The organism is Pedobacter segetis (assembly GCF_016623585.1).
Lineage (GTDB): Bacteria > Bacteroidota > Bacteroidia > Sphingobacteriales > Sphingobacteriaceae > Pseudopedobacter > Pseudopedobacter segetis.
In genome coordinates this window covers 53,804-79,420 of record NZ_JAEHFY010000014.1, presented here as the reverse complement: position 1 = coordinate 79,420, position 25,617 = coordinate 53,804, and the positions used below count along the sequence as shown (strand labels likewise).

25 protein-coding genes, 2 tRNA genes and 2 pseudogenes are annotated in these 25,617 nt (G+C 36.0%); 17 read left to right on the top strand and 12 right to left on the bottom strand.

The features are described 5' to 3' along the window. Positions 1-174 precede the first annotated feature (174 nt). From I5M32_RS11050 to I5M32_RS11030, 5 genes are all read left to right on the top strand, one after another. A complete protein-coding gene (locus tag I5M32_RS11050; RefSeq protein WP_200586296.1) occupies positions 175-864 on the top strand; it encodes an SH3 domain-containing protein in 690 nt (229 codons plus the stop codon). Between the two features lie 62 nt (positions 865-926). Then, positions 927-1,688 (top strand): DUF6602 domain-containing protein, encoded by a 762-nt coding sequence (locus I5M32_RS11045; protein ID WP_200586295.1) that lies wholly within the window; start codon positions 927-929, stop codon positions 1,686-1,688. 239 nt (positions 1,689-1,927) lie between these two features. Further along, positions 1,928-2,416 carry a hypothetical protein gene (locus tag I5M32_RS11040; RefSeq protein ID WP_200586294.1) on the top strand — a complete coding sequence of 163 codons (489 nt, stop codon included), beginning with the start codon at positions 1,928-1,930 and terminating at the stop codon, positions 2,414-2,416. Between the two features lie 202 nt (positions 2,417-2,618). Then, positions 2,619-3,080 (top strand): PIN domain-containing protein, encoded by a 462-nt coding sequence (locus I5M32_RS11035; protein WP_200586293.1) that lies wholly within the window; start codon positions 2,619-2,621, stop codon positions 3,078-3,080. Next, positions 3,070-3,237, top strand: a complete 168-nt coding sequence (locus I5M32_RS11030; RefSeq protein ID WP_200586292.1) for a hypothetical protein — start codon at positions 3,070-3,072, stop codon at positions 3,235-3,237. The genes I5M32_RS11035 and I5M32_RS11030 overlap by 11 nt, the downstream gene beginning before the upstream one ends. A gap of 131 nt (positions 3,238-3,368) precedes the next feature. Here the strand turns inward: I5M32_RS11030 and I5M32_RS11025 are convergent, their stop codons facing one another. Continuing rightward, positions 3,369-4,259: a flavin reductase family protein gene (locus I5M32_RS11025; RefSeq protein WP_200586291.1), complete on the bottom strand. Its 891-nt coding sequence runs from the start codon at positions 4,257-4,259 to the stop codon at positions 3,369-3,371. A 3-nt stretch (positions 4,260-4,262) separates the two neighbouring features. Next, positions 4,263-5,258 (bottom strand): fumarylacetoacetate hydrolase family protein, encoded by a 996-nt coding sequence (locus I5M32_RS11020; RefSeq protein ID WP_200586290.1) that lies wholly within the window; start codon positions 5,256-5,258, stop codon positions 4,263-4,265. Between the two features lie 131 nt (positions 5,259-5,389). On the opposite strand from I5M32_RS11020, the gene I5M32_RS11015 reads away from it, so the two are divergent. Beyond that, positions 5,390-5,986, top strand: coding sequence for a hypothetical protein (locus tag I5M32_RS11015; protein ID WP_200586289.1), 597 nt, complete (start codon positions 5,390-5,392; stop codon positions 5,984-5,986). 137 nt (positions 5,987-6,123) lie between these two features. On the opposite strand, the gene I5M32_RS11010 is transcribed toward I5M32_RS11015, so the two are convergent. From I5M32_RS11010 to recR, 4 genes are all read right to left on the bottom strand, one after another. Next, entirely contained in the window at positions 6,124-6,960 is an 837-nt protein-coding gene (locus I5M32_RS11010; RefSeq protein WP_317193126.1) for an alpha/beta hydrolase, read from the bottom strand. Between the two features lie 254 nt (positions 6,961-7,214). Next, complete coding sequence (locus I5M32_RS11005) at positions 7,215-8,030, bottom strand: SDR family oxidoreductase (RefSeq protein WP_200586288.1); 816 nt, start codon at positions 8,028-8,030, stop codon at positions 7,215-7,217. 1 nt (position 8,031) lies between these two features. Further along, positions 8,032-8,808 (bottom strand): glycosyltransferase family 2 protein, encoded by a 777-nt coding sequence (locus I5M32_RS11000; protein ID WP_200586287.1) that lies wholly within the window; start codon positions 8,806-8,808, stop codon positions 8,032-8,034. Positions 8,809-8,811: 3 nt separating this feature from the next. Next, positions 8,812-9,429, bottom strand: a complete 618-nt coding sequence (recR, locus tag I5M32_RS10995) for a recombination mediator RecR (protein WP_200586286.1) — start codon at positions 9,427-9,429, stop codon at positions 8,812-8,814. Between the two features lie 74 nt (positions 9,430-9,503). Between recR and I5M32_RS10990 the strand changes: the two genes are divergently transcribed. Together I5M32_RS10990 and I5M32_RS10985 are read left to right on the top strand one after the other, a co-directional pair. Further along, entirely contained in the window at positions 9,504-11,006 is a 1,503-nt protein-coding gene (locus I5M32_RS10990; RefSeq protein WP_200586285.1) for a sodium:solute symporter, read from the top strand. Between the two features lie 18 nt (positions 11,007-11,024). Then, positions 11,025-11,732 (top strand): LOG family protein, encoded by a 708-nt coding sequence (locus tag I5M32_RS10985; RefSeq protein WP_200586284.1) that lies wholly within the window; start codon positions 11,025-11,027, stop codon positions 11,730-11,732. A gap of 151 nt (positions 11,733-11,883) precedes the next feature. Here I5M32_RS10985 and I5M32_RS10980 read toward each other — a convergent pair whose 3' ends face one another. Beyond that, positions 11,884-12,477, bottom strand: a complete 594-nt coding sequence (locus I5M32_RS10980) for a DUF502 domain-containing protein (protein ID WP_200586283.1) — start codon at positions 12,475-12,477, stop codon at positions 11,884-11,886. A gap of 5 nt (positions 12,478-12,482) precedes the next feature. Next, entirely contained in the window at positions 12,483-14,936 is a 2,454-nt protein-coding gene (locus I5M32_RS10975) for a bifunctional UDP-N-acetylmuramoyl-tripeptide:D-alanyl-D-alanine ligase/alanine racemase (RefSeq protein WP_200586282.1), read from the bottom strand. A gap of 51 nt (positions 14,937-14,987) precedes the next feature. On the opposite strand from I5M32_RS10975, the gene I5M32_RS10970 reads away from it, so the two are divergent. From I5M32_RS10970 to I5M32_RS10960, 3 genes are all read left to right on the top strand, one after another. Continuing rightward, a complete protein-coding gene (locus I5M32_RS10970) occupies positions 14,988-15,467 on the top strand; it encodes a regulatory protein RecX (RefSeq protein WP_200586281.1) in 480 nt (159 codons plus the stop codon). Positions 15,468-15,562: 95 nt separating this feature from the next. Continuing rightward, positions 15,563-15,638 (top strand) — tRNA-Gly (locus I5M32_RS10965). 52 nt (positions 15,639-15,690) lie between these two features. Then, positions 15,691-15,775 (top strand) — tRNA-Leu (locus I5M32_RS10960). 266 nt (positions 15,776-16,041) lie between these two features. On the opposite strand, the gene I5M32_RS10955 is transcribed toward I5M32_RS10960, so the two are convergent. Continuing rightward, positions 16,042-16,935 (bottom strand): LysR family transcriptional regulator, encoded by an 894-nt coding sequence (locus tag I5M32_RS10955; protein ID WP_200586280.1) that lies wholly within the window; start codon positions 16,933-16,935, stop codon positions 16,042-16,044. A gap of 137 nt (positions 16,936-17,072) precedes the next feature. On the opposite strand from I5M32_RS10955, the gene I5M32_RS10950 reads away from it, so the two are divergent. Continuing rightward, a complete protein-coding gene (locus I5M32_RS10950; protein WP_200586279.1) occupies positions 17,073-17,516 on the top strand; it encodes an EthD family reductase in 444 nt (147 codons plus the stop codon). On the opposite strand, the pseudogene I5M32_RS16725 reads toward I5M32_RS10950, so the two are convergent. Further along, positions 17,492-17,691: pseudogene (locus I5M32_RS16725) on the bottom strand (hypothetical protein); the annotation flags it as partial. The gene I5M32_RS10950 and the pseudogene I5M32_RS16725 sit on opposite strands and share 25 nt — an antisense overlap. 319 nt (positions 17,692-18,010) lie before the next feature. Between I5M32_RS16725 and I5M32_RS10945 the strand changes: the two are divergent. Further along, positions 18,011-18,355, top strand: coding sequence for a YciI family protein (locus tag I5M32_RS10945; RefSeq protein ID WP_200586278.1), 345 nt, complete (start codon positions 18,011-18,013; stop codon positions 18,353-18,355). Between the two features lie 205 nt (positions 18,356-18,560). Beyond that, a pseudogene (locus I5M32_RS17020) lies at positions 18,561-18,674 on the top strand (DUF2281 domain-containing protein); the annotation flags it as partial. 82 nt (positions 18,675-18,756) lie between these two features. On the opposite strand, the gene I5M32_RS10935 reads toward I5M32_RS17020, so the two are convergent. Both I5M32_RS10935 and I5M32_RS10930 read right to left on the bottom strand, forming a co-directional pair. Continuing rightward, a complete protein-coding gene (locus tag I5M32_RS10935; protein ID WP_200586277.1) occupies positions 18,757-19,371 on the bottom strand; it encodes a response regulator in 615 nt (204 codons plus the stop codon). Continuing rightward, on the bottom strand, positions 19,371-21,335 hold the full coding sequence (locus I5M32_RS10930; protein WP_200586276.1) for a tetratricopeptide repeat-containing sensor histidine kinase: 1,965 nt from the start codon (positions 21,333-21,335) through the stop codon (positions 19,371-19,373). The genes I5M32_RS10935 and I5M32_RS10930 overlap by 1 nt, the downstream gene beginning before the upstream one ends. 165 nt (positions 21,336-21,500) lie before the next feature. Between I5M32_RS10930 and I5M32_RS10925 the strand changes: the two genes are divergently transcribed. The 3 genes from I5M32_RS10925 (at position 21,501) to I5M32_RS10915 (ending at position 25,546) form a co-directional block, all read left to right on the top strand. Then, positions 21,501-22,034, top strand: coding sequence for a hypothetical protein (locus I5M32_RS10925; RefSeq protein WP_200586275.1), 534 nt, complete (start codon positions 21,501-21,503; stop codon positions 22,032-22,034). Positions 22,035-22,226: 192 nt separating this feature from the next. Continuing rightward, positions 22,227-24,284, top strand: a complete 2,058-nt coding sequence (locus I5M32_RS10920) for a tetratricopeptide repeat protein (protein WP_200586274.1) — start codon at positions 22,227-22,229, stop codon at positions 24,282-24,284. A gap of 50 nt (positions 24,285-24,334) precedes the next feature. After that, positions 24,335-25,546, top strand: a complete 1,212-nt coding sequence (locus I5M32_RS10915; protein WP_200586273.1) for a hypothetical protein — start codon at positions 24,335-24,337, stop codon at positions 25,544-25,546. Positions 25,547-25,617 lie beyond the last annotated feature (71 nt).

Below are 25,617 nucleotides of genomic sequence, written 5' to 3'. Positions count from 1 at the left end.
ACTAATGAATCGTAAAAAACCGAATTGCTATGAAGCTTTTGAATTTATTAAAACTGAAATAGGAAACACAACTGAACCAAAAAAAATAATTACAACTAAACATTCATCTACTATTTATATGATGCATAATTTCTTTTTTTATTATTTACCATTCTAATAAGTTTCAACACAAAAGTGTTAGCACAATGTAGTATCGAGGAAATCAAAGACGACCCAGAAAAGATTATAATTATAACTAAGTCGGAAGGAATTTATCGGAATGAAGATTTAGAAAATGGTCTGCAAGCCGTATTTGCGAATGGAATGCTTGTCGTTAACGCATCTGATAGACAACAAGCTAAATTCAGTTTAATAATTTCATATGCGAAAACTTCTTATAAACCGAATATTATTCCAAGACGTGTTAATTTACAATTTTCCAATGGTGGCTCCTTAACTTATAGTGCGGAAACTTATGACAGTCCTGTAATTAGTGGCATGAGAACTGAAAGATGCTTTTTTAATGTTAGTTTAAGTGATATGAACATTATTAAAAATAGTGCTGTTTCTTCTTTAACAATTACAGATAATAGAACAAATCTGACGCTAACTATTGAACCATATTCGAAAATATTTCAAGAGCAAATTGGCTGTATTATAAAACGATATGAGATTATTTCTACACCTAATTACGCAATAGGTAGTCGCCAATTGGTATATACTAATTCAGCTTTATACGCTAAACCTGATATGGTCTCTTCTGAGCAAATTGGTTCTGCAAAAGATGGATTTGTAATTATACTTGAAAAGGTAAATAATAACTATTATAAAGTAAAAGCTGGGAATTTGGTAGGTTATATGTTCCGTGGAATGTTTAAAAACTAATTTAATTGTTGGTTATTTTTATCCTAAAAAACGGTTTCAAAATGATAAATGAATTTTTTAGATTGAAAACAGAAGAATTACTAAATGAAATTTTACAGGTAAAAATATTCATCAAAAAACATAATCCAACTATTGGAATATTGACTGAAGAAATTTTGAGAAAATTCTTATCTACATATTTGCCAAAAGGGGTTGCTGTTAAACAAGGTTTTATTATCGATGAAACTGGAAATATGTCAAAACAAATTGATATTATTATTTACGACAACCAATTCTTTGCTCCTCTTTATAGAGTTAATGATATAGTTATTGTTCCTAATATAGCAGTACTGGATATTGTGGAAGTAAAAACAACTGTAAATAGTAAATCTGCTTTTCACGACATCATAAGATACTTCTACTCAGTATCTAAGGTGTTAGATTATCGGACGAAAAAACGATTGTTTATTTACAATTCTGCCACTACGTTCAAACTTAACGAATATTTTCATAATTTTAATCACACTGGCGAATATCAAATGTTCGACAATGACACTTTTTATCACTTGCCAGATACGATAACAGGGATACGTTCTTCTTACCATTTGGGGAAAAATTACATAAATTTTGAAAGTGACATGATGGGTTATACTTCATATAATTATCTCGACGATACAAATAAAGACATCAGTTCATTAGAAATATTTTTCAAAAGCATTTACGAAAGAGTTTTTGAGTATAATCTATCCAAAACCAATAAGGAGTTTAGAAACAACACAAGTTTTGAAATCAAAAATGAAAAGAATCTAAAAAATATTTCTGTAATTGAACTCTTCAATATGTGACCTAATGTACTTAGTTAGAAAACTAGCTCTTTTTAAATACCAACCAAAATGAAAATCAAATAGAACTAAGAAAACACCAGCGCCCAACAGCAAATTTGTACAAAAATGGCCGACGGTGGTTTACGTTAATTAATCAGTTATTTACTAAATTTAGTGCGGGCTGAAAATGGCTCTGCAAGCAATGCCATTTCTGCACAAATTTTCAAAACGTTAGGTAAAACCAAAACAAATCGAACTAAATGAAAAATTCTTTAATATTAATTCTTTCTTTCCTTTCAATAGGACTCTTTGCTCAAGACAAAACTGTTTCACTTACTGACTTTAAGATAAATGGGATGAACTTTGTGGCAAAGAAGAATGACATAATTAAGGTTTTCGGAAATCCAAAAAGGATATTTGAACCTAAATATGAATGTGGTTTTTTATCAGAAGATGAACAAGGAAAAAAGTTTTATTCTTTGGTTTATAGCTTTTTCGTATTTACAGGTAACCCGATAGAAAACTATCAACTTGAAAAGGTCAATTTCTCCAGTAAAGCGAATTTTAAGATTACTTATAAAGGAAAATCCATATCATCAAGAACCACGAAAAAAGACATTCAGTCTATTTTTGAAATTAAAGTTATCCGCGACAAAATATCATTTTCTGAACCAAAAGGAGAATCTAAACTAATTTTTAAATTTAAAAATGGGTTGCTTTCTAATCTAGAATATTGGACACCATGTTAAACTTGGCTTCACATAACCACAGGTTTAAAAATTGCGGGCGAAGTGCTCTCATTTCCTTCAATTCTTTTTATTTATTTTTGTGCGGTGCGACATCGGTTCTGCAAGTAATTTCGCAATTTCTCAAACCTGCCAACCGTTAGCGGTAAGTTTCTCCGAACAGAATTACGAAATTGAACGAAGAAAAAATTCATAAATTTGCCTTATGGAACAACGCTTTTATTTTGATACTTCTGTATTTGGTGGCGTATTCGACACAGAGTTTGAGGAAGAAACACTTTTGCTTTTTGAACGCGTGAAATTGGGATTAGTAAAATGTGTCTACTCCAATCTGACAGAAGCCGAGCTCGAAACTGCTCCTGGAAGAGTAAGGAGTTTTTTCAACGAATTAAAGCCAGAAAATACCGAAAAAGTTTTTGTTAGCCCAGAAGCTTTTCAACTTGCTCAAACCTATGTTGAGGAGAAAGTTGTCGGAGAAACCAGTTTCGACGATTGTTTGCATATTGCAACAGCAACACTCAACAAAGTTGACATTCTGGTAAGCTGGAATTTTAAGCACATTGTAAACGTTTATAGGATAAGAGGGTATAATTCCATAAATTTACGTTTAGGGCATGTGAATTTGAATATACATTCACCAAAAGAAATAGTAGGAAATGAAATCTAAAATTAAGATAGAAAAGGAATTTGACACAGTCAAAACCTTCAGAGAAATAAAGGACAAAATATCCAATGAAATCAAAGGAATGAACTTTGAGCAATTCAGTGCTTATTTGGAAGCAAAAGCCTCTAAAAATAAAACCTACCGCCAACAGCAAGTTTAAGCTATGCCCGGGCGAAGTGCTTTATGCGCCTTTTCTGCAAATCAATTATGTTTGTGCTCGGGCGGAAATCAGTGCTGTAATTCGGGCACAGCTTAAACTTGCAAAACGTCGTTACTTTTAAGTCCAATAACTTAATCTACTAACAAAACTTTCCAAGCTTCCTCTACCCTATTTAGATCCAAAAGTTCTGCGGCTTTTAAATGGATTTGTAGCATACGGGTGTGGGCATCGCCAATGGTACTGTCTAAAATATCCTTGATTTCTGGGTTTAAACTGTATTTATGGATTTCATCTTCAGTAGGTAATTGCTCTACGTTGCCCAACTGGCCTAAGTGGTTTCCGGTTAACACCTTAGAATTCTTGATGTTTTCTGGCAAAGCATCAATACCGATCCCTAACTTAGAAAGTGGCTTGGCAACTTCAAACAAACTGTCTTTGGTAAGCCTACTATACCAATTGCCACCCAAACGAGCAACTTGATCGATCTTAAAAATATCTATTTTGTTGTTTTCATCCAAAATGTTTTTGTGGATGTGAATGGTTAGCACTTCTGCAATGATCAAATTACCGGCCCCGCCTTCTTGTCCCAAGGCAATTACCTCATTTACCTTGCATTCTAACTGAACGGGAGCTTCTTTAACCCTTGGTGGTTTTATTTTGTTAGAAGCTATTGGTGTAAAACCTGCTTTAATAAATTCGTTAATGCCCTTTGGGTATTCTGTACTGGCCAAAGATGTTTGCTGCACCATATCATAATTTACGATATTGATTGCTACCTCTGGCACTTCCAAAACATTTTCCAAGGTGTTTTTAGCGCTACCGTCCCTCCCCCTGTTTACGGTAGAAAAAACACAGATTGGCGGGTTGCTGCTCATCAGGTTAAAAAAACTAAAAGGACTTAAATTCACGTTTCCTTTTATATCAATGGTAGAGGCAAAACAAATGGGCCGCGGTGCTATGGCGGTACTTAATAATTGATAGGCCTCTTGATTGCTTAAATCTGATATATCTAATGATAGCATTGTTTATTTTTTTAAAGCTAAAATGGAAAAATCCGTTGTTTGGGCAGTAATGATATTACTCAAAACGCCCAGGCCTTGTATGCGTAGTTCTACTTTATCGTTAGGTTGCAACCATTGTTCTTTGGCGGTTGGGTTTTCTAATTTTGCGGTCCCGTTTAATTCTAAGAAGCATCCGGTACCAACCGTACCAGAACCTATCACATCGCCCGGCAAAATATCGCAACCATAAGAAATACGTTCTATTATTTCTGCAAAAGTCCAATCCATAGTCTCAAAATTCCCTCGAGATACCATTTCATCGTTAACCCAACATTGCATATCTAATTGATAACAATTTCCGGTATGCCCTGTTTTGGTTTTTATTTTAAAGGCCTCCAACTCATCTTTAGTTACCAGCCAAGGGCCAATTGAGGTAGCAAAATCTTTTCCTTTTGCCGGGCCAAGGTTAAGTTTCATTTCCTCTAGCTGCAAAGTCCTTGCGCTAAAATCGTTCATGATCATATAACCCGCTATATAATCATCGGCTTCGGCTGCTTTGATATTTCTTCCTTTTTTATTGATAACGATGGCGATCTCTAATTCAAAATCAAGCTTTTGGAAATGATCGGGCATACACAAAATCTCTCCGGGGCCATTGATGGCATGATGGTTACCAAAATAGAACACGGGAAATTGATCAAACTCTGGCAACATTTCTGCGCCTCTATTCCTGCGGGCGGTTGCAACGTGTTGCCTAAAAGCATAAGCATCCCTTAAAGAAGTTGGGTGCGGGACCGGCGCAATCAATTCGTAAAATATCTCTTCTTTAATTTGGCTGCTATTGTTCTTTAAACCTTCAAAAGCCCTATGGACAGCTTCCACCAATGGCTCACCACCAGAAAGGAAAGCGGCCATATTGTTTGGGATAATAGGATTTAAGGAATTGAGGTTATAAATATGCCCTTCAAAAAATACCCCTAGGTGTTCTAGGCCTTCTGTTTTATAAGATACTATTTTCATGCGATGGTTTATTGAAATTTAAGTTTTATTAAGGTATGGTTTTAAAAATAAAACTTTGGTATCAAAAAAAAATAAAAATTATGTAACTAAAGTTTAACAGTTGAGTATAAGTGAAAATAAAGATTGAAAATATGAAAACTAAACTTTTACAAGGCTTACTTATTGGGTTGGTTTTATTTGTTGCTTCTTGTCAAAAAGATGGTGTAGCACCAGATATTAAGGTTATTAACAAAATAGAGATTAACGGCGAAAAGTTGCCATTAAACGCAGCGGGATTTGTTGATTATAGTTTAAAATCTTTTTATGGTACAGCGCCAACACATAAAAACGTTGATTTATATACTATAAACGGTTCATTTACAACAAACAAAACGGGTAATCTATTAGATATAAATGGTAAAACCGCAGTTTATGTAGAGTTAAACTCTCCAAACTTAGATTATTTAGAACCTGGCACATATACTTATATTAACAGTAGTGAAGATAATGGTTTAAGCAATGCCGATTTAAACGTTAAATATGCCGGAAAGTATTTTATCTCTAACGGATATGTGATCAATAGTACAGAAAGCCCTTCTTTGTTAACTTATAGTGAAAACATAGGCGTTTCTTCTGGTACGGTTAAAGTAAGCGGTACGAAACCCAATTTTTTAATCTCTTATGATTTGGTTTTACAAAACGGACAAACCTTAAAGGGAAATTACGCAGGGATTTTTCAAAATTTATAATTTAGTTGTTAGTTTAATTGGTTTTAGTAAATCCGCTTCTTTTTAGGAGCGGATTTTTTTTTAATGAAAAATCTCATCTGTTTTATGCCTTTTAAATCAACTTAATACCTAAACTTCAACCTTTCGCTTCCAACTTTTTATTTCTCTCCTCTGGTAAACTTGTTTATCCTATCGTAGAGTTTGTTACACCCAAAGATCATTTGGGTAATCATACCGATATGTTTTTTGCCCTTGATAACCTCTAAAGAAACTTGCTTGTTGGCAGCTTTCATTTTTTCTTCAAAAATTGGCGTTTGTTGTTTAATTGCAGGAAAGGTTTTTTCGCCAACAAACATCATATAAGGGTTATGTATGCCATCGATCTTGTACATGGGCGAAGCATCTTTCCAAGCCTTTTCATCTGTACTAAATACTTTTAGAAATCCAGGGACGTATTTATCGCCCGTATTGATTTGGGTCTTTAGATATTGATCAATATCCAAACCAAAGGGATCATCCAAAACAACTCCTTTAATAGGATTCTTTATTCCTGCTTTAGCAAAATACTTAGGATCTTGATTGATTAAAGCCGCCAAATGCCCACCAGCAGAATGCCCCATCAAAAAAATCTTATCGGGGTTGCCGCCATATTGTTTGATATTCTCTTTTACCCATTTTACAGCATTTGCACAATCATAACCCATTTCTTGGTACTGTGCATCTGGTGCTAAAGGATAATTGATAGCCACAAAAACTTTTCCTTTTCTGGCAAAGTTTCTGCCTAAAAACCAATAAGTATCTTTTTTACCGGTATCCCAGGAACCGCCATGTATAAACACGATCACATCGTGTAATTTATCTTTATTGTTTGGGCGATAAATGTCTAACAAGTTTTTTCCCCCACCATCGGCGTAAGCCAGATCTTTAATTTTTTTAGAACAGATGCAAGAAGAAAGCATAAATGGAAAAAGCAATAAAGGAAGTATTTTTTTCACGAAATTTTTTTGAAGATTTTAAAGAATCGAGATATAAGAGCCGATAATTAAGAAGCCCCTAATGCACCAAAAATTGAAATATGTTAATTAAAATTTAATGTTTCTGAACAATCAATTAACGTACCATCTAATTTTTTGGTTTTTAGAAGATCGTTTTAAGTGGATGATCCATTATCCGAAGCGTATGGCTAACAGTGTTTATTTACGTTAAATAAGCCTAATGAACCATTTTAACTAATGAGCTAACAACCAAATCAACTAATCAAAGGGTCTTTCTCTTTTTTAAAATGATCATAAACCAATTTATCCAAAAGCTTAGGGAAAAGTTTCTGCATAAAAACGGTCAATTTACCTTGCCCCGTCATGATCAAATTCCTTTTTCTATGCACCACACCATCAACAATGTTTTTTGCAACTTCATTGGCGGTCATCATTTTACCTTCTTCCATAGAAGATTCTCCTTGTGGCTTTGCCTCACTATTTAACGCAACGTTTCTAATGTTAGAGGCTGTAAAACCCGGACAAGCCACCATAATATGAATATCGTTTTTCAGGTTTTCATTACGCAATGATTCTAAAAAACCGTTCATAGCAAATTTTGAGGCAGAATAACCGGTACGGCCCGGCAAACCTTTATAGCCAGCAATGGATGAAACACCAACAATGGATCCAGAATTGTTTAAAATATGGTCAAAAGCATATTTGGTGCAATAAACCGTTCCCCAAAAATTGATGTCCATTATTTTTCTGAGCACCTCAATATCCAAATCTTTAAACAAAGCCCGCATAGAAATACCCGCATTGTTTACCAAAACATCAATTTTACCCATTGAGGTAATGGTTTGGTTGATCAGATCTTTACAATCTTGCTCATTGCTCACATCCGTTTGGATAGCTAAGGTCTTTACTTCATATTTTTTATGGATATCATCTGCGATTTCGCAAAGTTTAACGTATTGCCTGGCGGCCAAAATCAAATTTGCCCCTCTTTTGGCAAATTCATAAGCGCAAGCCTCTCCTATTCCGCTAGATGCGCCAGTAATGATCACTACTTTATCCTTTAAATCCATTTTAAAAATTAAGAAGGTGCTTCTTTGCAAAAATAAACATTGCCCCGTAAAAACTTTTGATATATCTAAAACTTAATTTTCGGGTACTTTGCCCCTTAAAATGAATGATATAGGTTTCGGGGAAATAATAATTCTTAAACCCTGCCAGTTTTAGGCGGTATGATAGATCTACATCTTCGCCGTACATAAAAAAAGACTCGTCAAAATAACCTGTTTTTTCTAATGATTGTTTTCTTAAAAGCATAAAAGCGCCAGCTAAAACGTGTATTTCTGCGGTTTCATACTCGTTTATCCAACCCATGTAATATCTGTTAAAAATTTTGGATCGAGGAAATAAATAGCATAAGCCCGTAAATTTACAAAGAGATACCCATAGCGTTGGCAAACCTCTTTTAGATTCTGACAGGTATTTACCCTGTGCATTGATCATCCTTACGCCTAAACCACCAGCGTTTGGTGTTTTATCCATAAACTTGATCGTTTTTTGTAAGGTATCGGCACTGGTAATTGTGTCGGGGTTGATAGCTAAAATATATTGGCCCTTGGCCTGGCTAATCGCTTGATTATTGGCCACAGAAAAACCAACATTGTTTTTATTGATGATGAGCTTTACGGTTGGGTATCTGTTTCTAACCATTTCTACCGTTGCATCCTTAGAAGCGTTATCCACCACAAAAATCTCATGATTGATATTTATGGCCGCATAGATCAAAGAATCTAAGGCCTGCTGCAAAAGATCGCGTACATTATAGCTAACAATGATGATAGACAGTTTCAAGGGCTATTTAGATAACGAGTTTTCGTAAGGCACACGGGTAGTGATGGATCTTCCCAAAGTCAGCTCATCAGCATATTCTATCTCTCCTCCAAATGCAATTCCCCTTGCTAAGGTGCTTACTTTTAAGTTGGGCTTATTTAATTTTTTGTTAAGGTAAAAAATGGTGGTATCACCTTCCATGGTGGCGCTTAAGGCGAAGATTATTTCAGAAACATCATTTTCTTGGCTGCGCCTCACTAAATGTTCAATGGTTAAATCTGCTGGGCCAACACCGTCCATCGGCGATATTAAGCCATTTAAAACGTGATATAAGCCATTGAATTGGTTGGTGTTTTCAATAGCCATAACATCCCTACTATCTTCTACCACGCAAATTAAACTATGGTCTCTTTTATTTGATGCGCAAATCTCACAAATATCCTGATCAGAAATATGGTTGCAATTTTTACAAAATTTGATGTTATTTTTAAGGTGGATCAAGGTGTTCCCAAAACGCTCTACGGTACTATGATCTTGATTGAGCAAATGTAAAACCAAGCGCAATGCGGTTTTTTGGCCAATCCCGGGCAAACTCCCAAATTCATTAACGGCATTCTCTAAAAGTTTAGAGGAAAAATTCATTTTGCTAAATTAAAAATTTAATGCTAATTAGCATCTTACAATAAAGTATAAACCTATTTAAAAATCAATAAAGCATGTCGCCAAATGTATTATTAGCCTTCATTATTGGTTATTTCATTGTTTTAATTTCCATCTCGTTTTTTACCTCCAAAAAATCATCAGATAACTCTACCTTTTTTATTGCCAATAGAAATTCTAAATGGTATTTGGTGGCTTTTGGGATGATCGGGACCGCCTTAAGTGGTGTAACTTTTATTTCTGTCCCGGGGCAAGTGGGTTCTTTGGCGGGGCATCAGTTCGAGTATTTTCAGTTTGTTTTGGGAAATGCCTTGGGCTTTATTGTGGTAGCCACGGTATTGCTGCCGCTTTATTACCGTATGAATTTAACCTCTATTTATGGTTATATAGAAAAGCGTTTAGGAAAAGTAAGCTATAAAACCGCGGCAGGTATTTTTTTGATGAGCCGTACAATTGGCTCGGCATTTAGGCTTTATTTGGTAGTTATCGTTTTACAAAAGTTTATTTTCGATAGTTACGGCATCCCTTTTTTTGCCACCGTTTTAATATCGCTTTCGCTGATTTGGCTTTATACATTTAGGGGCGGTTTAAAAACCATCATCATTACAGATACTTTACAAACTATTTTCTTGGTTTTGTCTGTTTTATTAACCATCTATTTTATTTGCGATAGTTTAAACTTAGGTGTAATAGATGCTTTTGAAACTGTAAAAAATAGCGGTTACTCCAAAATATTTTTTGTTGATGATTTTATGAGCAGCCATTTCTATGTGGGTAAACAATTGATAGGCGGAATGTTTGTTACCATAGCCATGATTGGTTTAGACCAAGATTTGATGCAGAAGAACCTGAGCTGTAAAAACATCGGCGAAGCCCAAAAAAACATGTTTACCTTTACAGGGATATTTGTGATCATCAATCTTTTCTTTTTGAGCGTTGGTGCATTGCTTTATGTTTATGCCAACAAAAACGGAATCCCTATCCCTGTTGATGCAACGGGTACACCAAGAACAGATTTTCTTTTCCCAGAGATTGCGCTTAATCATTTGTCTATCATACCTGCGATCGTTTTTATGCTGGGTTTAACGGCAGCTACATTTGCCACCACAGATTCTGCCCTAACGGCATTAACCACTTCCTTTTGTGTAGATTTTTTGGGCTTTAACAAAAAAGCAGACATCAATTCTAAAAAAAGCATCAACCAAAGGCATTGGGTACATGTAATGTTTTCTTTCTTGATGTTTTTTACCGTGATCCTTTTTAACCAAGTAAACAACAAAGCAGTTGTTGGCGCTATTTTTACCGTTGCATCATACACTTATGGCCCATTGTTGGGGCTTTATGCCTTTGGGTTATTGATGCAGAATAGAGGTGTTAAAGATAAATTGGTGCCGTTTATCTGTATTTTATCTCCAGCTATTTGCTATTTTCTAAACTTAAATTCGGTAAAATTAATGGGTGGTTATGTTTTTGATAATGAACTGATCTTAATTAACGGATTGATAACTTTCTTAGGATTGTTGTTAATCTCGAACAAACAGACTAAAATTGCGTATTAGCAATTACAAAATATAGATATGACAGGTGAAGAGAAAATAAGAAGTGCGTTTGAGAACAGAACGTGGCAAGAGATAAAAGTAACGGATTCTTGGCAGATCTTTAAGATCATGGCCGAGTTTGTTGATGGTTTTGAGAAATTGGCTAAAATTGGGCCTTGCGTCTCTATATTTGGATCTGCAAGAACCAAGCATGACAATAAATATTACGAAATGGCCGTAGAAATTGGTCGTTTGTTAACAGAAAGAGGCTATGGCGTAATAACCGGAGGCGGGCCGGGTATTATGGAGGCAGGTAACAAAGGTGCTTACGAAGCAGGAGGAAAATCGGTAGGTTTAAATATCGAATTACCCTTTGAGCAGTTCCACAACCGCTATATTGATAGGGATAAAATTTTGGAGTTTGATTACTTCTTTATCCGTAAGGTAATGTTTATGAAGTACTCGCAAGGTTATATTGGTTTGCCCGGTGGTTTTGGTACCATGGATGAGCTTTTTGAGGCTTTAACCTTGATCCAAACGGGTAAAATTGCCCGTTTCCCTATTGTTTTGGTGGGTATAAGTTATTGGAGCGGATTAATAGATTGGATTAAAAACCATATGCTAGAAACAGAGCATAACATTAACCCAGAAGATTTAAACCTGTTTAGATTAGTAGATACCGCAGAAGAAGCAGCAGAACATATTTTTAGGTTTTATGATAAGTACGTTCTAAAGCCCAACTTTTAAAACCAATCTCCGTTATGTCAAATTTATTTCAGCAATTCATTAAATAACCTTGTGGGATGCTGATAAGCCAAAAGGCAGATCAGCATCCCTATTTAGAGGTCTTTGAGAGTCTAAATTTTCGACTTTAAAATCTCAGCTTTTTACTCAATACTTAATGAATCCCGCTTACACCGCCAGAAACGATAAATTTCATGGCCTGAGCCGATGATATTTTAAGCGGTGTAACTTTATCTGCGTTTACAATGATCACTTGCCCCGCAAAAGAATAAGACCAGGGGAAATAAACCGCAACGTTACCTTTTAAACCAAATGAGGCCATATCTTTTTGGGTCAAAAAACCAATCCGTTTAAACCCATGGCTATCCTCTACCAAAACAGGTTCGCTCAATTTTTTTTCATCGCCAACAAAGGCTTCGGTCAAATCTTTAACAGAAGAATAAATGAACTTAAAGAGCGGCAATCGGTTTATCCACCTGCTGATCCAATTATAAATTGGTTCGGTAATAAAGTAGGTAGCGATAACGCCTGTTAATAAAATTGCCAAAATAACTGTCAATATCCCTAAACCGGGTATGTATAAGGGCATCCCGTTATAAGGGTTCACAAATATTTTATCACTTAAGTTTAGCGCATTATCTAAAGAAGAAAATGCCCAAAATATCAAGAAAAAAGCAGCTCCTAAAGGTAAAACAACTAATAATCCTTTAATAAAATATCTAAATATTACATTAAAAATCCTTCTCATCTTATTTATTCATAATAATAAACCCTTTTTACTCTTTGCGAAATATTGGTAATTACTTCATACGGGATAGTACCCAATTTTTGAGCCATTTCATAAACAGATAGATCTTCGCCAAAAACCAAAACCTCATCTTCTATGTTCACTTCAAAATCGCTTAGGTCTAGCATTGTCATGTCCATACAGATGTTGCCAATGGTTTTTATCCTTTGGTTGTTGATCAACATTTCGCCGTTCCCATTGCCCAATGACCTTGGAAAACCATCGGCGTACCCAATTTTTACGGTAGCTATCATACCGTCTTTTTGCATCACGCCGTTCCTGCCATAACCTACAGAATCGCCCTTTTTTAAACTTTTTATCTGTGAAATGGTGGTCTTTAGATTGGCAACGTTTGCTAGATAGTTTCTTTCTTCTATAATTCCTTCTATACCGTACAAACCAATGCCCAAACGTACCATGTCAAATTGGGCATTTGGCCATTTACTGATCGCAGATGTGTTACAAATATGCTTTAAGAAAGTGTAACCTAATTCAGTTTCAAAATTAGTGGTTATTTTCTCAAATTCAGCAATTTGCTGTTGCGTATAATCATGGTGTAAATCGCTTTCGCTTGCCGCCAAATGAGAGAACATACTCTTAACCTTGATCGTTGGGTGTTGTTTTAAAAACGATAATAGTTCCTCTGTTTCGTCTTCCATAAAACCTAAACGATGCATCCCGGTATCAAGCTTAATATGTATCCATTGTTCTTTTATCTTCTTTTTAGACACCAAATCGGCGAAAGCCTTCAAAATTCTTAAACTATACACCTCTGGCTCTAAATTATAATTGATCATGGCCTCGAAATTAGAAATCTCTGGCCCCAAAACCATGATCGGGATGGTAATACCAGCTTCCCTTAACTCTATACCCTCATCGGCGTAGGCCACTGACAAATAATCTACACCGTTGTGCTGCAACAGATTAGCAATTTCCTCGCTTCCACTACCATAGGCAAAAGCCTTTACCATGGCCATTAATTTAACGCCGGGCTTCAACTTCCTTTTATAATGGTTTAGGTTATTTACGATCGCGTTTAGGTTAATCTCCAAAACTGTTTCATGTACTTTTAAGCTCAGTTTTTTACTGATACGCTCAAACTCGAAATGCCTTGCCCCTTTAATCAATATAGTTTCGTTGGTAATGCTTTCCCAATCAAAATTCTTTAAAAAATCATCGGTATCATCATAAAAAAGATTGCCTTCCTCAAAATATGATCGATGTTTTTTGAGTGAAGGGCCAATTCCGATGAACTTTTTAACACCTTTATTCTTGATCAATTGGGCTATATTTTGGTACAGTTCCTTTTCGGCTATGCCAGATTGCGAAATATCCGAAAGGATCAAAGTTTTTGTAGGATGCTGGTTTTGCTGATTCAAAAAATCTATGGCAATATCTAAAGAAGAAAAATCAGAATTATAAGAATCGTCTATAATATCTGTTTGATTGATGCCTTTCTTTAGCTCTAAACGCATTTTCACTGGCAATAAACTCATCATTCTTTTTTCTATGATGTTTTGCCCATAACCTAAATAAAGCATTGTTGCCCAACAAGTAATGGCATTTTCTACAGAAGCATGGTCTGTAAACGGGATTTTAATGGCTATTTCATTTTGATGAAACACGGCCTTGATCAGCGTTTTACCTTCTTTCTTATGGAGGCTTAAAACTTGTAAATCTGCTTTTTCGGTCAAGCTCCAGGTAAAGATATTTTTCAGGTTTTGGCTTTCGCCGATATAACCTTTATTAAGGATAACTACCTCTGCATTTTTGAAGAACTTCAGTTTTTCTTGAAGTTTTTCTGTTCTGTTCTTAAAACCTTCATCGTGGGCCGCACCTATATTAGTTAAAACACCAATGTTTGGCTTTATCATTTGCGCCAAAGCATCCATCTCACCAACGGTAGAGATGCCCGCTTCAAAAATACCAAGATCATAAAAATGGTTCATCTGCCAAACAGAAAGTGCCACTCCCATTTGGGAGTTATAACTTTTAGGACTTCTTATAATTTCTTTTTCTGTAACCAATAATTGGTAAAGCCATTCTTTTACCATGGTTTTGCCATTACTCCCCGTAATCCCAATAACCGGATAATTAAAATTTTCTCTATGTGAAGTAGCGAGCTTTTGCATAGCCCTTAAAGCATTTTTAACCCATATAAAATTGGCATCGGGGCATTTATCTGTTGGGAAATTAGTAGCGGTAATAATGAAAGATCTTACACCAGCGGCGTATAAACCGTTTATATATTGATGTGCATCTCGCTTTCCTTCTAAAGCAAAGAAAACGGAACTTTTAGCATCTGTGATCTTTCTGCTATCCGTTAACAAATGCTTAATGTTCTGATTGGGGCGATGGAGCAAAGTACGTTCCCCAACAATTTCGGCTATATTTTGAATGTTATAAGATAATTCTTTCATCTGTTGGGCAAAGTTGATGAATATTCGTGAATATCACTAATTTTATGCCCAATGCAGCAAAAAACAACCATCCCCTTAGGTTTTAAAAGTGCTTTACAAAAAGCAGAAGCATATTGTGCCTACCAAGAGCGCAGCCAATATGAAGTAAGGGGGAAATTGATCAGTATGGGCATTTATGGTGATGAGCTAGAGCTGATCATTTTAAAACTGCTAGAAACTAACTTTTTAAACGAGGAACGTTTTGCAAATACCTATGCGAGAGGAAAAATGAGGATCAATAGTTGGGGCAAGAACAAAATAAAGCAAGGTCTAAAACTTAAGCAGGTATCGCTACCATTGATAAAAAAAGCATTGCAAAATTTAGATGGCGAAGAGTATTTAGAAAAACTGATCGGTGTTTTAGAAAAAAAAGCCACCACTATAAAAGAAAATGAACGCTTTAAAAGAAATTATAAGCTATCACAATATGCGATGAGTAGGGGTTTTGAACAAGATTTGATTTTTTTTGTATTGAATGATAGGGAATTATAAATTGGATTGCAATTTTTTTAACTTCAATATTGCAAAGAAATATTTTCTACCTATATTTGCAACCCGCAAGGGAAACAAAGTTCTTTTAAATATAAGCGAAAGTAGCTCAGTTGGTAGAGCACAACCTTGCCAAGGTTGGGGTCGCGAGTTCGAATCTCGTCTTTCGCTCCAAGTATTCCCTTCCTACCAGGAGGGGATTTTTTTTAGATGCTTATCACAAGCTGCTCAGATGGTGGAACTGGTAGACACGCAGGACTTAAAATCCTGTTCCCGTTAAGGGAGTGCGGGTTCGATTCCCGCTCTGAGTACAAAAACCTCTATATGCCCCGTAGAGGTTTTTTTATGTTCTTTTTTATAGTCCTGGTCATATCCAAACAAATAGAACTGAAAACCAGATTATCCGTAAGAGGATTCCCAGATTAATCGAAGAAGATTATGGATGGTCAAACCTTAAATCACATTACAAACAAAATAGCTAACATAAAAGCAAAGCCTTCTTACAAAACGAAGAAAATTCTCTCGAAATTATTCCCAACGCACTTAAAGGGACAAGTCAGGACACTAATATCCGTTCTCAATAAGAGAAATCTGAAAATTGTCCTTTGATTTCTGTAAGAAGTTCGCAGAATTTTTTTACCGCTTTCTTTTCGTAGGCTTCTTTTAGAGAAATAATCATTATGTCTCGCTTCATGTTCTTTCCTTCAATGGGAATACCTGTTACTTTGGGGTCGTTTACACTAGTATTACTCAAAATTGTATGCCAATGGCCGGTCTTAACGATTTCAAATATTGTATGAATGTCATTTATTTCCATACAAATATTAGGCTCTAGTTTTTTTTGATTGAATGAATCCACAAAAAATTGAGTAGTAGAATAACCACTAAAAGGTAAAGCCAATGGAAGCTTAGACACTTCTTTCAGGGAAATACTACTTTTATTGGCCAATGATGATTTTTTAGCTGTTACCAAAACCATTGTTGAAGATAGAAGTGGCTGATATTTCAGATGAAAGTGTTTAATCTTTTCTTGAAATGCCAACACAAAGTCAAAATGATGCGCATTGAGTTTTTCTAAAAGATCCTTGGTGGTACCAAAAACTAATTGAATTTTGATATTGGGATATTGCACAGCAAACTTTACCAATGCTTTAACAATAAAGATTCGCATGGAATAAATAATGCCAATGGTAATTCTCCCTGTATTAATATTGTTTAGATCCTTCAAGAGCATTAATCCTTCGTTCGCCTTATTTAAACTCTGCAAAGCGTACTCACCGAACATTTTACCTGCCTCTGTAAGGATTATGCGTTTGCCAATTCGGTTAAACAATGGTAAGTTCAATTCATTTTCAAGTTGCTTAATTTGCTGCGATAATGTACTTTGGCTAATATTCAAAATTTTAGCAGCTTCGGTAAAATTTAATAATTCCTTTGCCTTAAGAAAGTATTTAATCTGTCTAAGTTCCATAGTTCTAAATTGGTTTTATCGATTGATTCTATCGAAAAATAGCGTTTTGTAAATATAGAAATTACCCTGAGATTTGTGGTATAAGATATTAAACTAAAAATTTTATCATCTAAAATCCATTTCTAAAAAAAACAATCATGAAATTAAAACTCATTTTACCGATCTTACTTCTGATTACATGCCTGGCATTTAGTCAAAAAAAGCAATCAGGCAAAACTAAAAGGAATAGTCATCAAGGTGTAGAAAAAAGATTAATTAAAGTGTCCATTATGTACCCGTTTGCAGAAGGCAAGACTTTTGATATGAGGTATTATGAAACTAAGCACATGCCTATGGTAGCAGGTTTTTTAGGATCAAATCTGGTAAAATACACCGTTGAAAAAGGATTTGCCACCGGTATTCCGAACACGCAATTGCCATTTATGGCTATTGGCTCCTTCTATGTAAAAAGCCTAGGTGACTATCAAGCAGCTATCGAACCAAATAGAGATGCCATTAGAGCAGATTTTCCTAATTATACTGATGTTACCCCTGTCATCTTGGTTAGTGATATTGTTTACGACCCTGAGTTCAATAAATAAAACATTGCTGGTTGGTTAGATTTAACAGTTTGATATTTGATTGCTGGTTTTTTAGGAAAGAAACTATACGTAGAAAGCCCCGCTACTTTGTTGACAATGAAATTGGTAAATGACCGATGCCTGGATGTTCGATCTGGTAGGTATTTTTCAATTCATCGTTCACTGTTTCAAGAACAAGAAACGCTGGGAGGTGGAATTGTTCTTAAAGTGGATGGCTTAGGATAAAATCGTTCTGGGGCACCACCATCAACACTGCTAAGATACAAATCTATTGTGTAATCATTGTCTATTGCCTAGTGGCGATAATCGGGAGCAAACTCAGATTGGGGCGCAATATATACGAAACACTACGGATTTTGAGTATATCGCTATTCGACAAAACTCATGTAAGAAATATACTCACGGTTTAATATTAAAAAGATATCAAAGAACTAAAAAGCAAATAACTGAAAATCAATGGGTTTTAAATACCCGCTAATGAAATAAAATTAACAATGAAAAAACTTATCGTACTATTTAGAGAGCCCGATGGTAGGGCAATAGAACATTCTGAAAGTGAAATTAAAGCACATCAAGAAAATTGGAAAAATTGGTTCTCGACTTGGGGACAAAAGGGAAAATTAGAGGGAGGCAGTGGCCTGACATTAAATGGGAAAATCATAAAAGGCGATGGAAACATAGTAGTAAACGAAATCTACAAGAATGGCGATGAAATTGTTGGTGGTTATTTATTATTAAATGCTACCAACCTTGATGAAGCGGTAGAAATAATGAAGACTTGCCCAATTTATGAGTTTGGGGGTTATGCAGAAATTAGGGAATTGCAAAATCAGGATTAGCAACGAAACAAAAAATCTAAAAACTAAAATATAGCTACCAATATCTTAAATTTTATTATAAAATTATCCAAGTCTTATGAATAATGACGCAATATATTCTAAAATGCAACAACTTCAAATCAGATGATTTGAAAAAAGAATTGATCAAATATCTTGAATTTCTACTTGCTCAACAAAATAGTATTTCACAAAAGAGAAAACCAGTTTTGGGTCCGCAAAAGGAACCTTTAATATAACAGCTGATTTTGATGAACCTTTGGAAGATTTCAGAGATTATGGATGGTCAAACCTTAAATCACATTACAAACAAAATAGCTAACACAAAAGCAAAGCCTTCTTACAAAACGAAGAAAATTCTCTCGAAATTATTCCCAACGCAAAAAAAAACAATTTAGGAAATTCTATATAAAGTGATGTTTCGCTGCCAGTTTTATCAAGCTTGCCGTATTGTTTACTCTAAACTTGTTCAACAGGCTTTTACGATGGGTGTTCACTGTAGGAATACTGATAAAAAGTTTGGCCGCCATTTCTGTATTTGTCAGCCCGTCGGCTATCAATAATAAAATTTCCTTTTCACGGCGGGTGATGATGGGCAATTCATTATCGGTTTTATGTAATGAAAGTGCTACATCAAAACTGAGATAAGATTTACCGGCCATTACTGCTTTAGCCGCTTCAAGTAATTCTTCCTTTGTAGCATTCTTTAATATATAACCCGATGCGCCATTCTCTAGTATGTTCCTGATAATGGGTTGTTGGTTGAAAGTGCTTAGCCCCAACACAAGTACGGAAGGATATTGCTGCCTTACCTGTTTGCAAAGTTCAATGCCACTAACATCGGGCAGGTTTATATCCATTAAAATAATATCAGGTAACTGCTGTTTTAAAAATGCAAGGCAGGAAGTGCCATTAGTGGCATGCCCCATCCACTCGATATCATTTTCATTTTGTAATAATGAACGAATACCTTCTATTACCATATAATGGTCATCCACTACAAATACTTTTATTTTCATTAAATATTTATTTCTATTAACACAGAAGTGCCTTTGCCTATTTCTGAATGGACATCAATTTTTCCTTTTAAAAAATCAACCCGGTTTTGAATATTGTTCCATCCCATTCCCCGTCCGGCCTGGCCATGCGGGCGGGCTTTGGAGACGGTAAGTAGATTTTTATCAAACCCTTTCCCATCATCTTCTATTGTTATAGTTAATAATTTTTCCTGTTCGAGTGCATGCAGCTGCACCAATACATTCTGCGCATGAGCATGTTTAATGGCGTTGTTTACCAGTTCCTGCACAATGCGATAAACCGTAACAGCTATGGTTTGATTTATTGTAGTATGTGTGCCAATAAATTGATAATCTGCATAAATGGCGCTACTTCGGTTAACTTCATTACATAACTCCTCCAGCGCAACTTTAAGCCCATATCGCAATAGCATTTCGGGCATCATATTGTGCGCCACCCGGCGCATTTCCTGTATAGAACTGTCTAGCATGTCAATGCTGCGTTCAAAAGCCTGTGCATTGTCAGGTGTCATAATTAAGTTTTCTTTCATATTGCTTAATGAAAATTTTATACCGCTAAGCATGCCCCCCAATCCGTCATGCAGGTCCTTGGCCAAGCGGGTACGTTCCTGTTCTTCGCCTTTTAGTACCGCCTCGGTGGCGGTAAGTTGTCTTTCTGTTTCTAGTTCGTCAATTTTAAACTGTTGCAATTTTTGTGTGTGACGGTGGTTGCGGTAGGTTAATAATGAAATGATCAGCAATGCAGTAGCGCCAGCAATAAGACAATAATTAAGTACCGACTTTTGTTTAAGCTGCACCTGCTGAAGCTTTATTTGCGATTCCTTTTTTGAAGTTTCATATTCCTTTTCATACCGTGTGGTTATTTCAGATAAATTATCGTTATTGATGCTGTCATTTAGCTGATCTTCTTTGCTATCGAATTCTTTTGCTGAGATTAAATCCTGGTTTCCATAAGCTATATCAGAAAGTATCTTGTATATTTTTACCCGTTGCTCCCTGTTTTCATTTTGTGCGGCAAGCGCCAGGGAGGAGTCTGCATATTGCAGGGCGGCAGCATAATTTTTCATTTGCAAAAAGTACATTGCCAGGCCTTTTAAAGCAATTGTTGCCGTTTCATTTAATGCCAATTCCCTTGCAATTTTTAAAGCCTGTGAATACCCGTTTTTTGCTACTTCATACCTTCCTTGCTGGTAATCAATATCTGCAATATTAAGCCAGGCCGCAGACTCACCATATTGGTCGCCTATCTTTTTACTTATTTCAAAAGCTTCTTTATAACAGGCTAATGCGGTATCCATTAAATGCAAAGAAGCATAGTTTGTCCCCAGGTTTGTTAAACCGTATTCCAACTTTAAAGAATCCTTATTAGCCCTGCTCATCGCTACGCCTATTTTTCCATAGGTAATTCCTTTATGATATTGGTGTAATCTCCGGTATATATCTTGCAAATTATTATAGGCAATGGATAGCATCCGGTTGTCTTTTTGTTTTTCGAGGTAAGGAAGTACCTGAAAATAATAATAAAGAGTGGAATCATTTTTACCTAAAAAAGTATATGAATTGGCTACGTTAAAAGATGCCTTTACGATAGCAAGAGAGTCTTTCATTTTTTTAGCCATCTGCAAAGCCCTTAAATTAACAGCAAGAGAAGAATAAAATAAGCCCTGTATGTTTAAAACCGAACTGTAATAAGAAGCATATTTTAGCTCTCCGGCTTTATATCCTATTTTTTTACTCAGCGCCAAAGCTTGCCGGTAATATTGTTTCGCTTTCTCTGGATCCGAATTTTCGAACTGCTCCCCCACTCTCAAAAACAATATCACTTTACCCGTATCTTCTTTGGCTGCATATAATACCCGGGCCAGGCTGTCTTTTTTTGAAGGCGATTGTGCTGTACCACACACGGTAATTAAAAATCCGGTAAGGAATAATAATAACTTCTTCATGAACGAGACTTTAAACCGTTTTATCCATTACAAAATAAATAATAAAGCTATTTCTTTTCTCTCATTCTTTTTAATGATTTTTTGAGATAAAGAATAAAATCATCTTTTTTAATGATTGCGGGCCTGTTTGCATACATCTATTTTTACAACACGAAAATTTTATAAATGAAAAAACGATTTATCCTGGCTATTGGCATTTGCTCTTCCGGGTTGTTAAACGCACAAACCAGGCCTTTAGCCACCCCGATGGTAAAACAAACGCAAACTGCAAAGGCAAATACGAATAGCAGTTATAAAAAGCCGGTTACCGCAGCTCCCCTAATTAATAGGGCATTGCCTGTTACGGTAAATGAAAATTTGGTTTTTTATAAATGGAAAGCCGCCCGTTGGTTTGAAAGCGCTATGTGGAAGGGTGAAATATCTGCCCCGGATTTTACATTTCATGGTAACGGAACAGTGAGTTGCAGCAGTTCCATCATGAATTTAGGTGGCAACCAATTATTAAACGGGACCTATACTGTAAGTGGCAATAAAATAACCATTATTATAAAACAAGATACCACCGCAATACTCACCGGTAATCTTGTGTATGATGACAGCACAAAAAAATTGAACGGTTCATATAATTTTCAGGTATTGAATGGATATGCAGCAGGTAATAGTGCACAATCATGGATGAAGATGGAAATAAACCCGTAGTAATTATAAAGTAATGAACATTAAAAAAACCGGAAAGAAATTATCCTTTTTTCTCCTTACTGGCAGGGAGACCTTGGCAAATCCTGAAAATCCTGATTTAATGGCTTTGAGGAAAATGATAAATTGAAAATATACAACTAACTCAAAAATTTTATTATGAAACTTTTTTGTACAATGGTGTTTGCAGTACTCATGGGAACAATTGTATCTGCTCAGCAAAAAAATCCGACTACCACAAAAGAAATACAAGATAAAATAAAACAGGCACAGCAGCAATTAGATAAACTCACTCCCGAACAAAAGAAGATGATGGAGCAAATGGGTATGTCAACTACGGCTCCATCCCTACCAACCGGAATTACCGATGCTGATGTAAAAACGGCTGTAGGAGGAGATGCTTTTAGTGTGCCCTCAAAAAATGCAACACTCATCGCTGCTATTCCAAAAATAACACTAACAGCGGCAACGCTACCATCCTACATAAAATCGCTAAATGATTATATTCAAAAAGGGCTGGCGGATGATGCCCGGTTTAACGGAGAACATGCCTATAATTATTTTAAAAATAATAAGTGCGATGCGCAAATGATAGGCAATGAAGCCATTGGATTTTGGAGTATGGGATATCCTGCCATTGCAACATATATGACAGGTAAAGCTTGTACAGATAATGTGGCAGATGCAGATTTGCTGAGCAACTTTGCAGCCATTCTAAGTATGGGTGGTGCACCCCACAAGGCTATACCGCTGCTGGAATACCTAAGTAAGTTATATCCTGATAATACTACCATCCTCAATAACCTGGGACAGGCATGGTTTTACCTGGGCGAAACAGATAAAGCCAATGCTCAATTGGATAAAGTAGTAAAAGCGTTTGCTTATCACCCGCAGGCCAACTATACACAATGCCTGATTCAGCAACAAAAAGGCAACACAGCAAAGGCAATAGAGAAAATGAAAAACTCGCTGGCATATAGCTTCTCTCCTGATAAAATAAATATGCTGCGAAAACTGGGATATAAAATTAAAGGAAGTGATATGCGTATTCCATTTCGGCCTGACCCCAATCCTTTGGGATTACAAAATTTTAAAAGGCCGGATGTACCTGCATCTTATACAGACGAATTACGGTTAAGTGCAGACTGGGATGCTTTTCAAAAACAAATAAACGAAAAGAGCATGCAGTTGGCGAAAGACCTGCTGCCGTACCAGCAGGCGGCTGCAAAAAATGCTGAACAGGCATATAAAAAGTTTAATAATAAGACAGCAAAAGAAATTAACGGAATGAAATCAGGTATGGTTTCTTCTGAAAATATGTACAGAACAGTTGCTGAAAAAAACCTGGAGGAAATGGATAAAGACGGAGGCGCAGGCTATCGTCTTAAAAAAACAATAGCAACAATTGATTCACTTCGTAAAGATTTTCAGGCAAAGGATGACGCACAAAGAAAAAAGATAGAAAAGCAAAGCAGTATCATGGCAACTCAAGAAACCGAACTGGCCAAAAAAGGAGAAAATATGGGTTATGATAATTGCGTTGTCCAGGAAAAATACAGCGAATGGATGTATGCCACCTACAACAAACAATTAGAAGAAGCTTACAAGAACTACTTGCACCAGTTTTATTTAAAAATTTCTGAAGAATTATACTGGAAGCAATTTATGGAGGATGCACCCACATTTGAAGCCACAAAAATTGCAGCTAAGAAGGAATGGCTGACCGCATTGGGTAACACCCGTTATATCTCAACCAACAAATATGGCAACTGCACCCCACAGCAAAAGAAAACCTCCAGCTATAAACTGGCAGACTTTGATGATATGCATTGTGCATTCAACTCCACACTTGATTTTATTGTGTACAAACAGGTAATAGCATGTGGCAAGATGCATGTGGAATTTGATGCCGGAAAGTTAAATGGCAATTTCGATTTCAAATCTGATAATACAGGGAAAGACCGTTTTGTAAAAGGTACTTTAGAGGCTACGGTAATTGATAAATCGGTTTCTGCGGGTAAGGGCCCTTTGCAGGTAGGCGCTTCCGTTAAGGCAGGAATGGGCATGGAGTTCAGCAGCCGGGGAATAGAAGATGTGTATGCTACCGGAGGAGCATCCGTAAAGGCGGGTTCCAATACCGTAAGTGACCCTTCGGGTGTAGTAAATGACCCAAGTGTTAACATAACCGTCTCAGGGCGCATGAGTTTGATTTCAGGAAATATGACGGGAGCCATAAGCGGCTTTGGTAAATAAGTTTTTAATAGAATAACGATTTAAAAAATTCAATTTTTATTTATTACAAAATGAAAAAAACAATTCTTTTCCAAATAATGGCTGCGCTATTATGGGTACAATATGGTTATGCACAAGATTGCAAAACAAATGCAGAGTTAGATGCAATACCCGGCAAATACTTAACTGCGGCTCAATATCCCTGGCCTGCCGTAAGAGCAGAATATTTTAATAAACTGGCAACAGCGGCAGATAAAGCCATGGCAAAGCAAAAATTGGGGCAAATTGAAAAAATAGAACAACAAAGCCACAATGGTTTTACCCTTACTGGTGGTAATTGGGAAAATATTTACGATACAGAAGGCTATGGATATGCTGGTAATACCAAACTAGGCAAATATACATTTCAAGCGGCCCTGTATGAATTATTTTGTGCAAAAGGCAAACCCGTGAGAAACAGTGAGTATAGTTCTGTATTACGGATATATGTAAACGCAATACCCGTAAATACGCTTAGCCGATTTATCAACAACCCTTTTGGCAGTAGCATGGGCGATTATGATTTTGGTTTGCAATACATGGATTGGAAAAATCATAAACCCGCTGATGTAAATGCACAACTCATAAGCCTGTTCACCTATTTTTCATGCAACAGCAACTCACTGATTGATGCAATAAATTCTGGCGAAAATTATTTTCAGGATGTGCCGGAAAAAGACATCAAGCCCAACAACCGCAATAATTACATTTACCGCTACTGGTTTATAAAGAAAAAAGATATTCCTGTTGTAGTGCCGGTAAGCAGGAAAGAATACCTGCAAAGCCTGTTAGAATACTACGACAGGGAAAAACTATACTTCCTGAAATTGATTGCAGAATTAACCTCAAATCATGACAAAAGCATTGAACGGAATTATGGAAACTGGGAGGCCGATGTGGCCGATAAAATTGCAGTGGTAAAAAAAGTTTTAGGCGAACGCAATGAAGAATGGCTGGCTGCACCTGCACTCATAAATCGTATGGAAGATGCTTCTCAAAACTATAAGGCCAAATTGAAAGAAAGAACCAACTACAACCGGTTTTGGAAATTTTATGACAACGATAATAAAAGCGAAACGCTCTATAAATATAACCCTGCCTATTTTAAAACAACATCAGTTTCAGCAAAGCCGCAACTGGCAACCATTGCTTTTCGCTATGTTACGATGCCATCCTCCCTTAGAATATTAAACAACTTTACAAAGAATTTCGATTTTGATGCCTTGAAAAAACTATTTGAATAGCTTTTAAAAATCATTCTTTTTAATGATAGAAAGCCTCGCTCTCTCTGCATACTTTTATCGTCTGTTTATAA

Bases quoted from the DNA above. Each gene is read 5' to 3' on its own strand.
- I5M32_RS10950 (WP_200586279.1), top strand. From the start codon at position 17,073: ATGAAATTAAAACTCATTTTACCGATCTTACTTCTGATTACATGCCTG.
- I5M32_RS11015 (WP_200586289.1), top strand. From the start codon at position 5,390: ATGAAAACTAAACTTTTACAAGGCTTACTTATTGGGTTGGTTTTATTT.
- recR (WP_200586286.1), bottom strand. From the start codon at position 9,429: ATGAATTTTTCCTCTAAACTTTTAGAGAATGCCGTTAATGAATTTGGG.
- I5M32_RS10985 (WP_200586284.1), top strand. From the start codon at position 11,025: ATGACAGGTGAAGAGAAAATAAGAAGTGCGTTTGAGAACAGAACGTGG.
- I5M32_RS10920 (WP_200586274.1), top strand. From the start codon at position 22,227: ATGGGAACAATTGTATCTGCTCAGCAAAAAAATCCGACTACCACAAAA.
- I5M32_RS11030 (WP_200586292.1), top strand. From the start codon at position 3,070: ATGAAATCTAAAATTAAGATAGAAAAGGAATTTGACACAGTCAAAACC.
- I5M32_RS11020 (WP_200586290.1), bottom strand. From the start codon at position 5,258: ATGAAAATAGTATCTTATAAAACAGAAGGCCTAGAACACCTAGGGGTA.
- I5M32_RS10975 (WP_200586282.1), bottom strand. From the start codon at position 14,936: ATGAAAGAATTATCTTATAACATTCAAAATATAGCCGAAATTGTTGGG.
- I5M32_RS11035 (WP_200586293.1), top strand. From the start codon at position 2,619: ATGGAACAACGCTTTTATTTTGATACTTCTGTATTTGGTGGCGTATTC.
- I5M32_RS10930 (WP_200586276.1), bottom strand. From the start codon at position 21,335: ATGAAGAAGTTATTATTATTCCTTACCGGATTTTTAATTACCGTGTGT.
- I5M32_RS11025 (WP_200586291.1), bottom strand. From the start codon at position 4,259: ATGCTATCATTAGATATATCAGATTTAAGCAATCAAGAGGCCTATCAA.
- I5M32_RS10970 (WP_200586281.1), top strand. From the start codon at position 14,988: ATGCAGCAAAAAACAACCATCCCCTTAGGTTTTAAAAGTGCTTTACAA.
- I5M32_RS10980 (WP_200586283.1), bottom strand. From the start codon at position 12,477: ATGAGAAGGATTTTTAATGTAATATTTAGATATTTTATTAAAGGATTA.
- I5M32_RS10990 (WP_200586285.1), top strand. From the start codon at position 9,504: ATGTCGCCAAATGTATTATTAGCCTTCATTATTGGTTATTTCATTGTT.
- I5M32_RS10945 (WP_200586278.1), top strand. From the start codon at position 18,011: ATGAAAAAACTTATCGTACTATTTAGAGAGCCCGATGGTAGGGCAATA.
- I5M32_RS10925 (WP_200586275.1), top strand. From the start codon at position 21,501: ATGAAAAAACGATTTATCCTGGCTATTGGCATTTGCTCTTCCGGGTTG.
- I5M32_RS10955 (WP_200586280.1), bottom strand. From the start codon at position 16,935: ATGGAACTTAGACAGATTAAATACTTTCTTAAGGCAAAGGAATTATTA.
- I5M32_RS11005 (WP_200586288.1), bottom strand. From the start codon at position 8,030: ATGGATTTAAAGGATAAAGTAGTGATCATTACTGGCGCATCTAGCGGA.
- I5M32_RS11040 (WP_200586294.1), top strand. From the start codon at position 1,928: ATGAAAAATTCTTTAATATTAATTCTTTCTTTCCTTTCAATAGGACTC.
- I5M32_RS10935 (WP_200586277.1), bottom strand. From the start codon at position 19,371: ATGAAAATAAAAGTATTTGTAGTGGATGACCATTATATGGTAATAGAA.
- I5M32_RS10915 (WP_200586273.1), top strand. From the start codon at position 24,335: ATGAAAAAAACAATTCTTTTCCAAATAATGGCTGCGCTATTATGGGTA.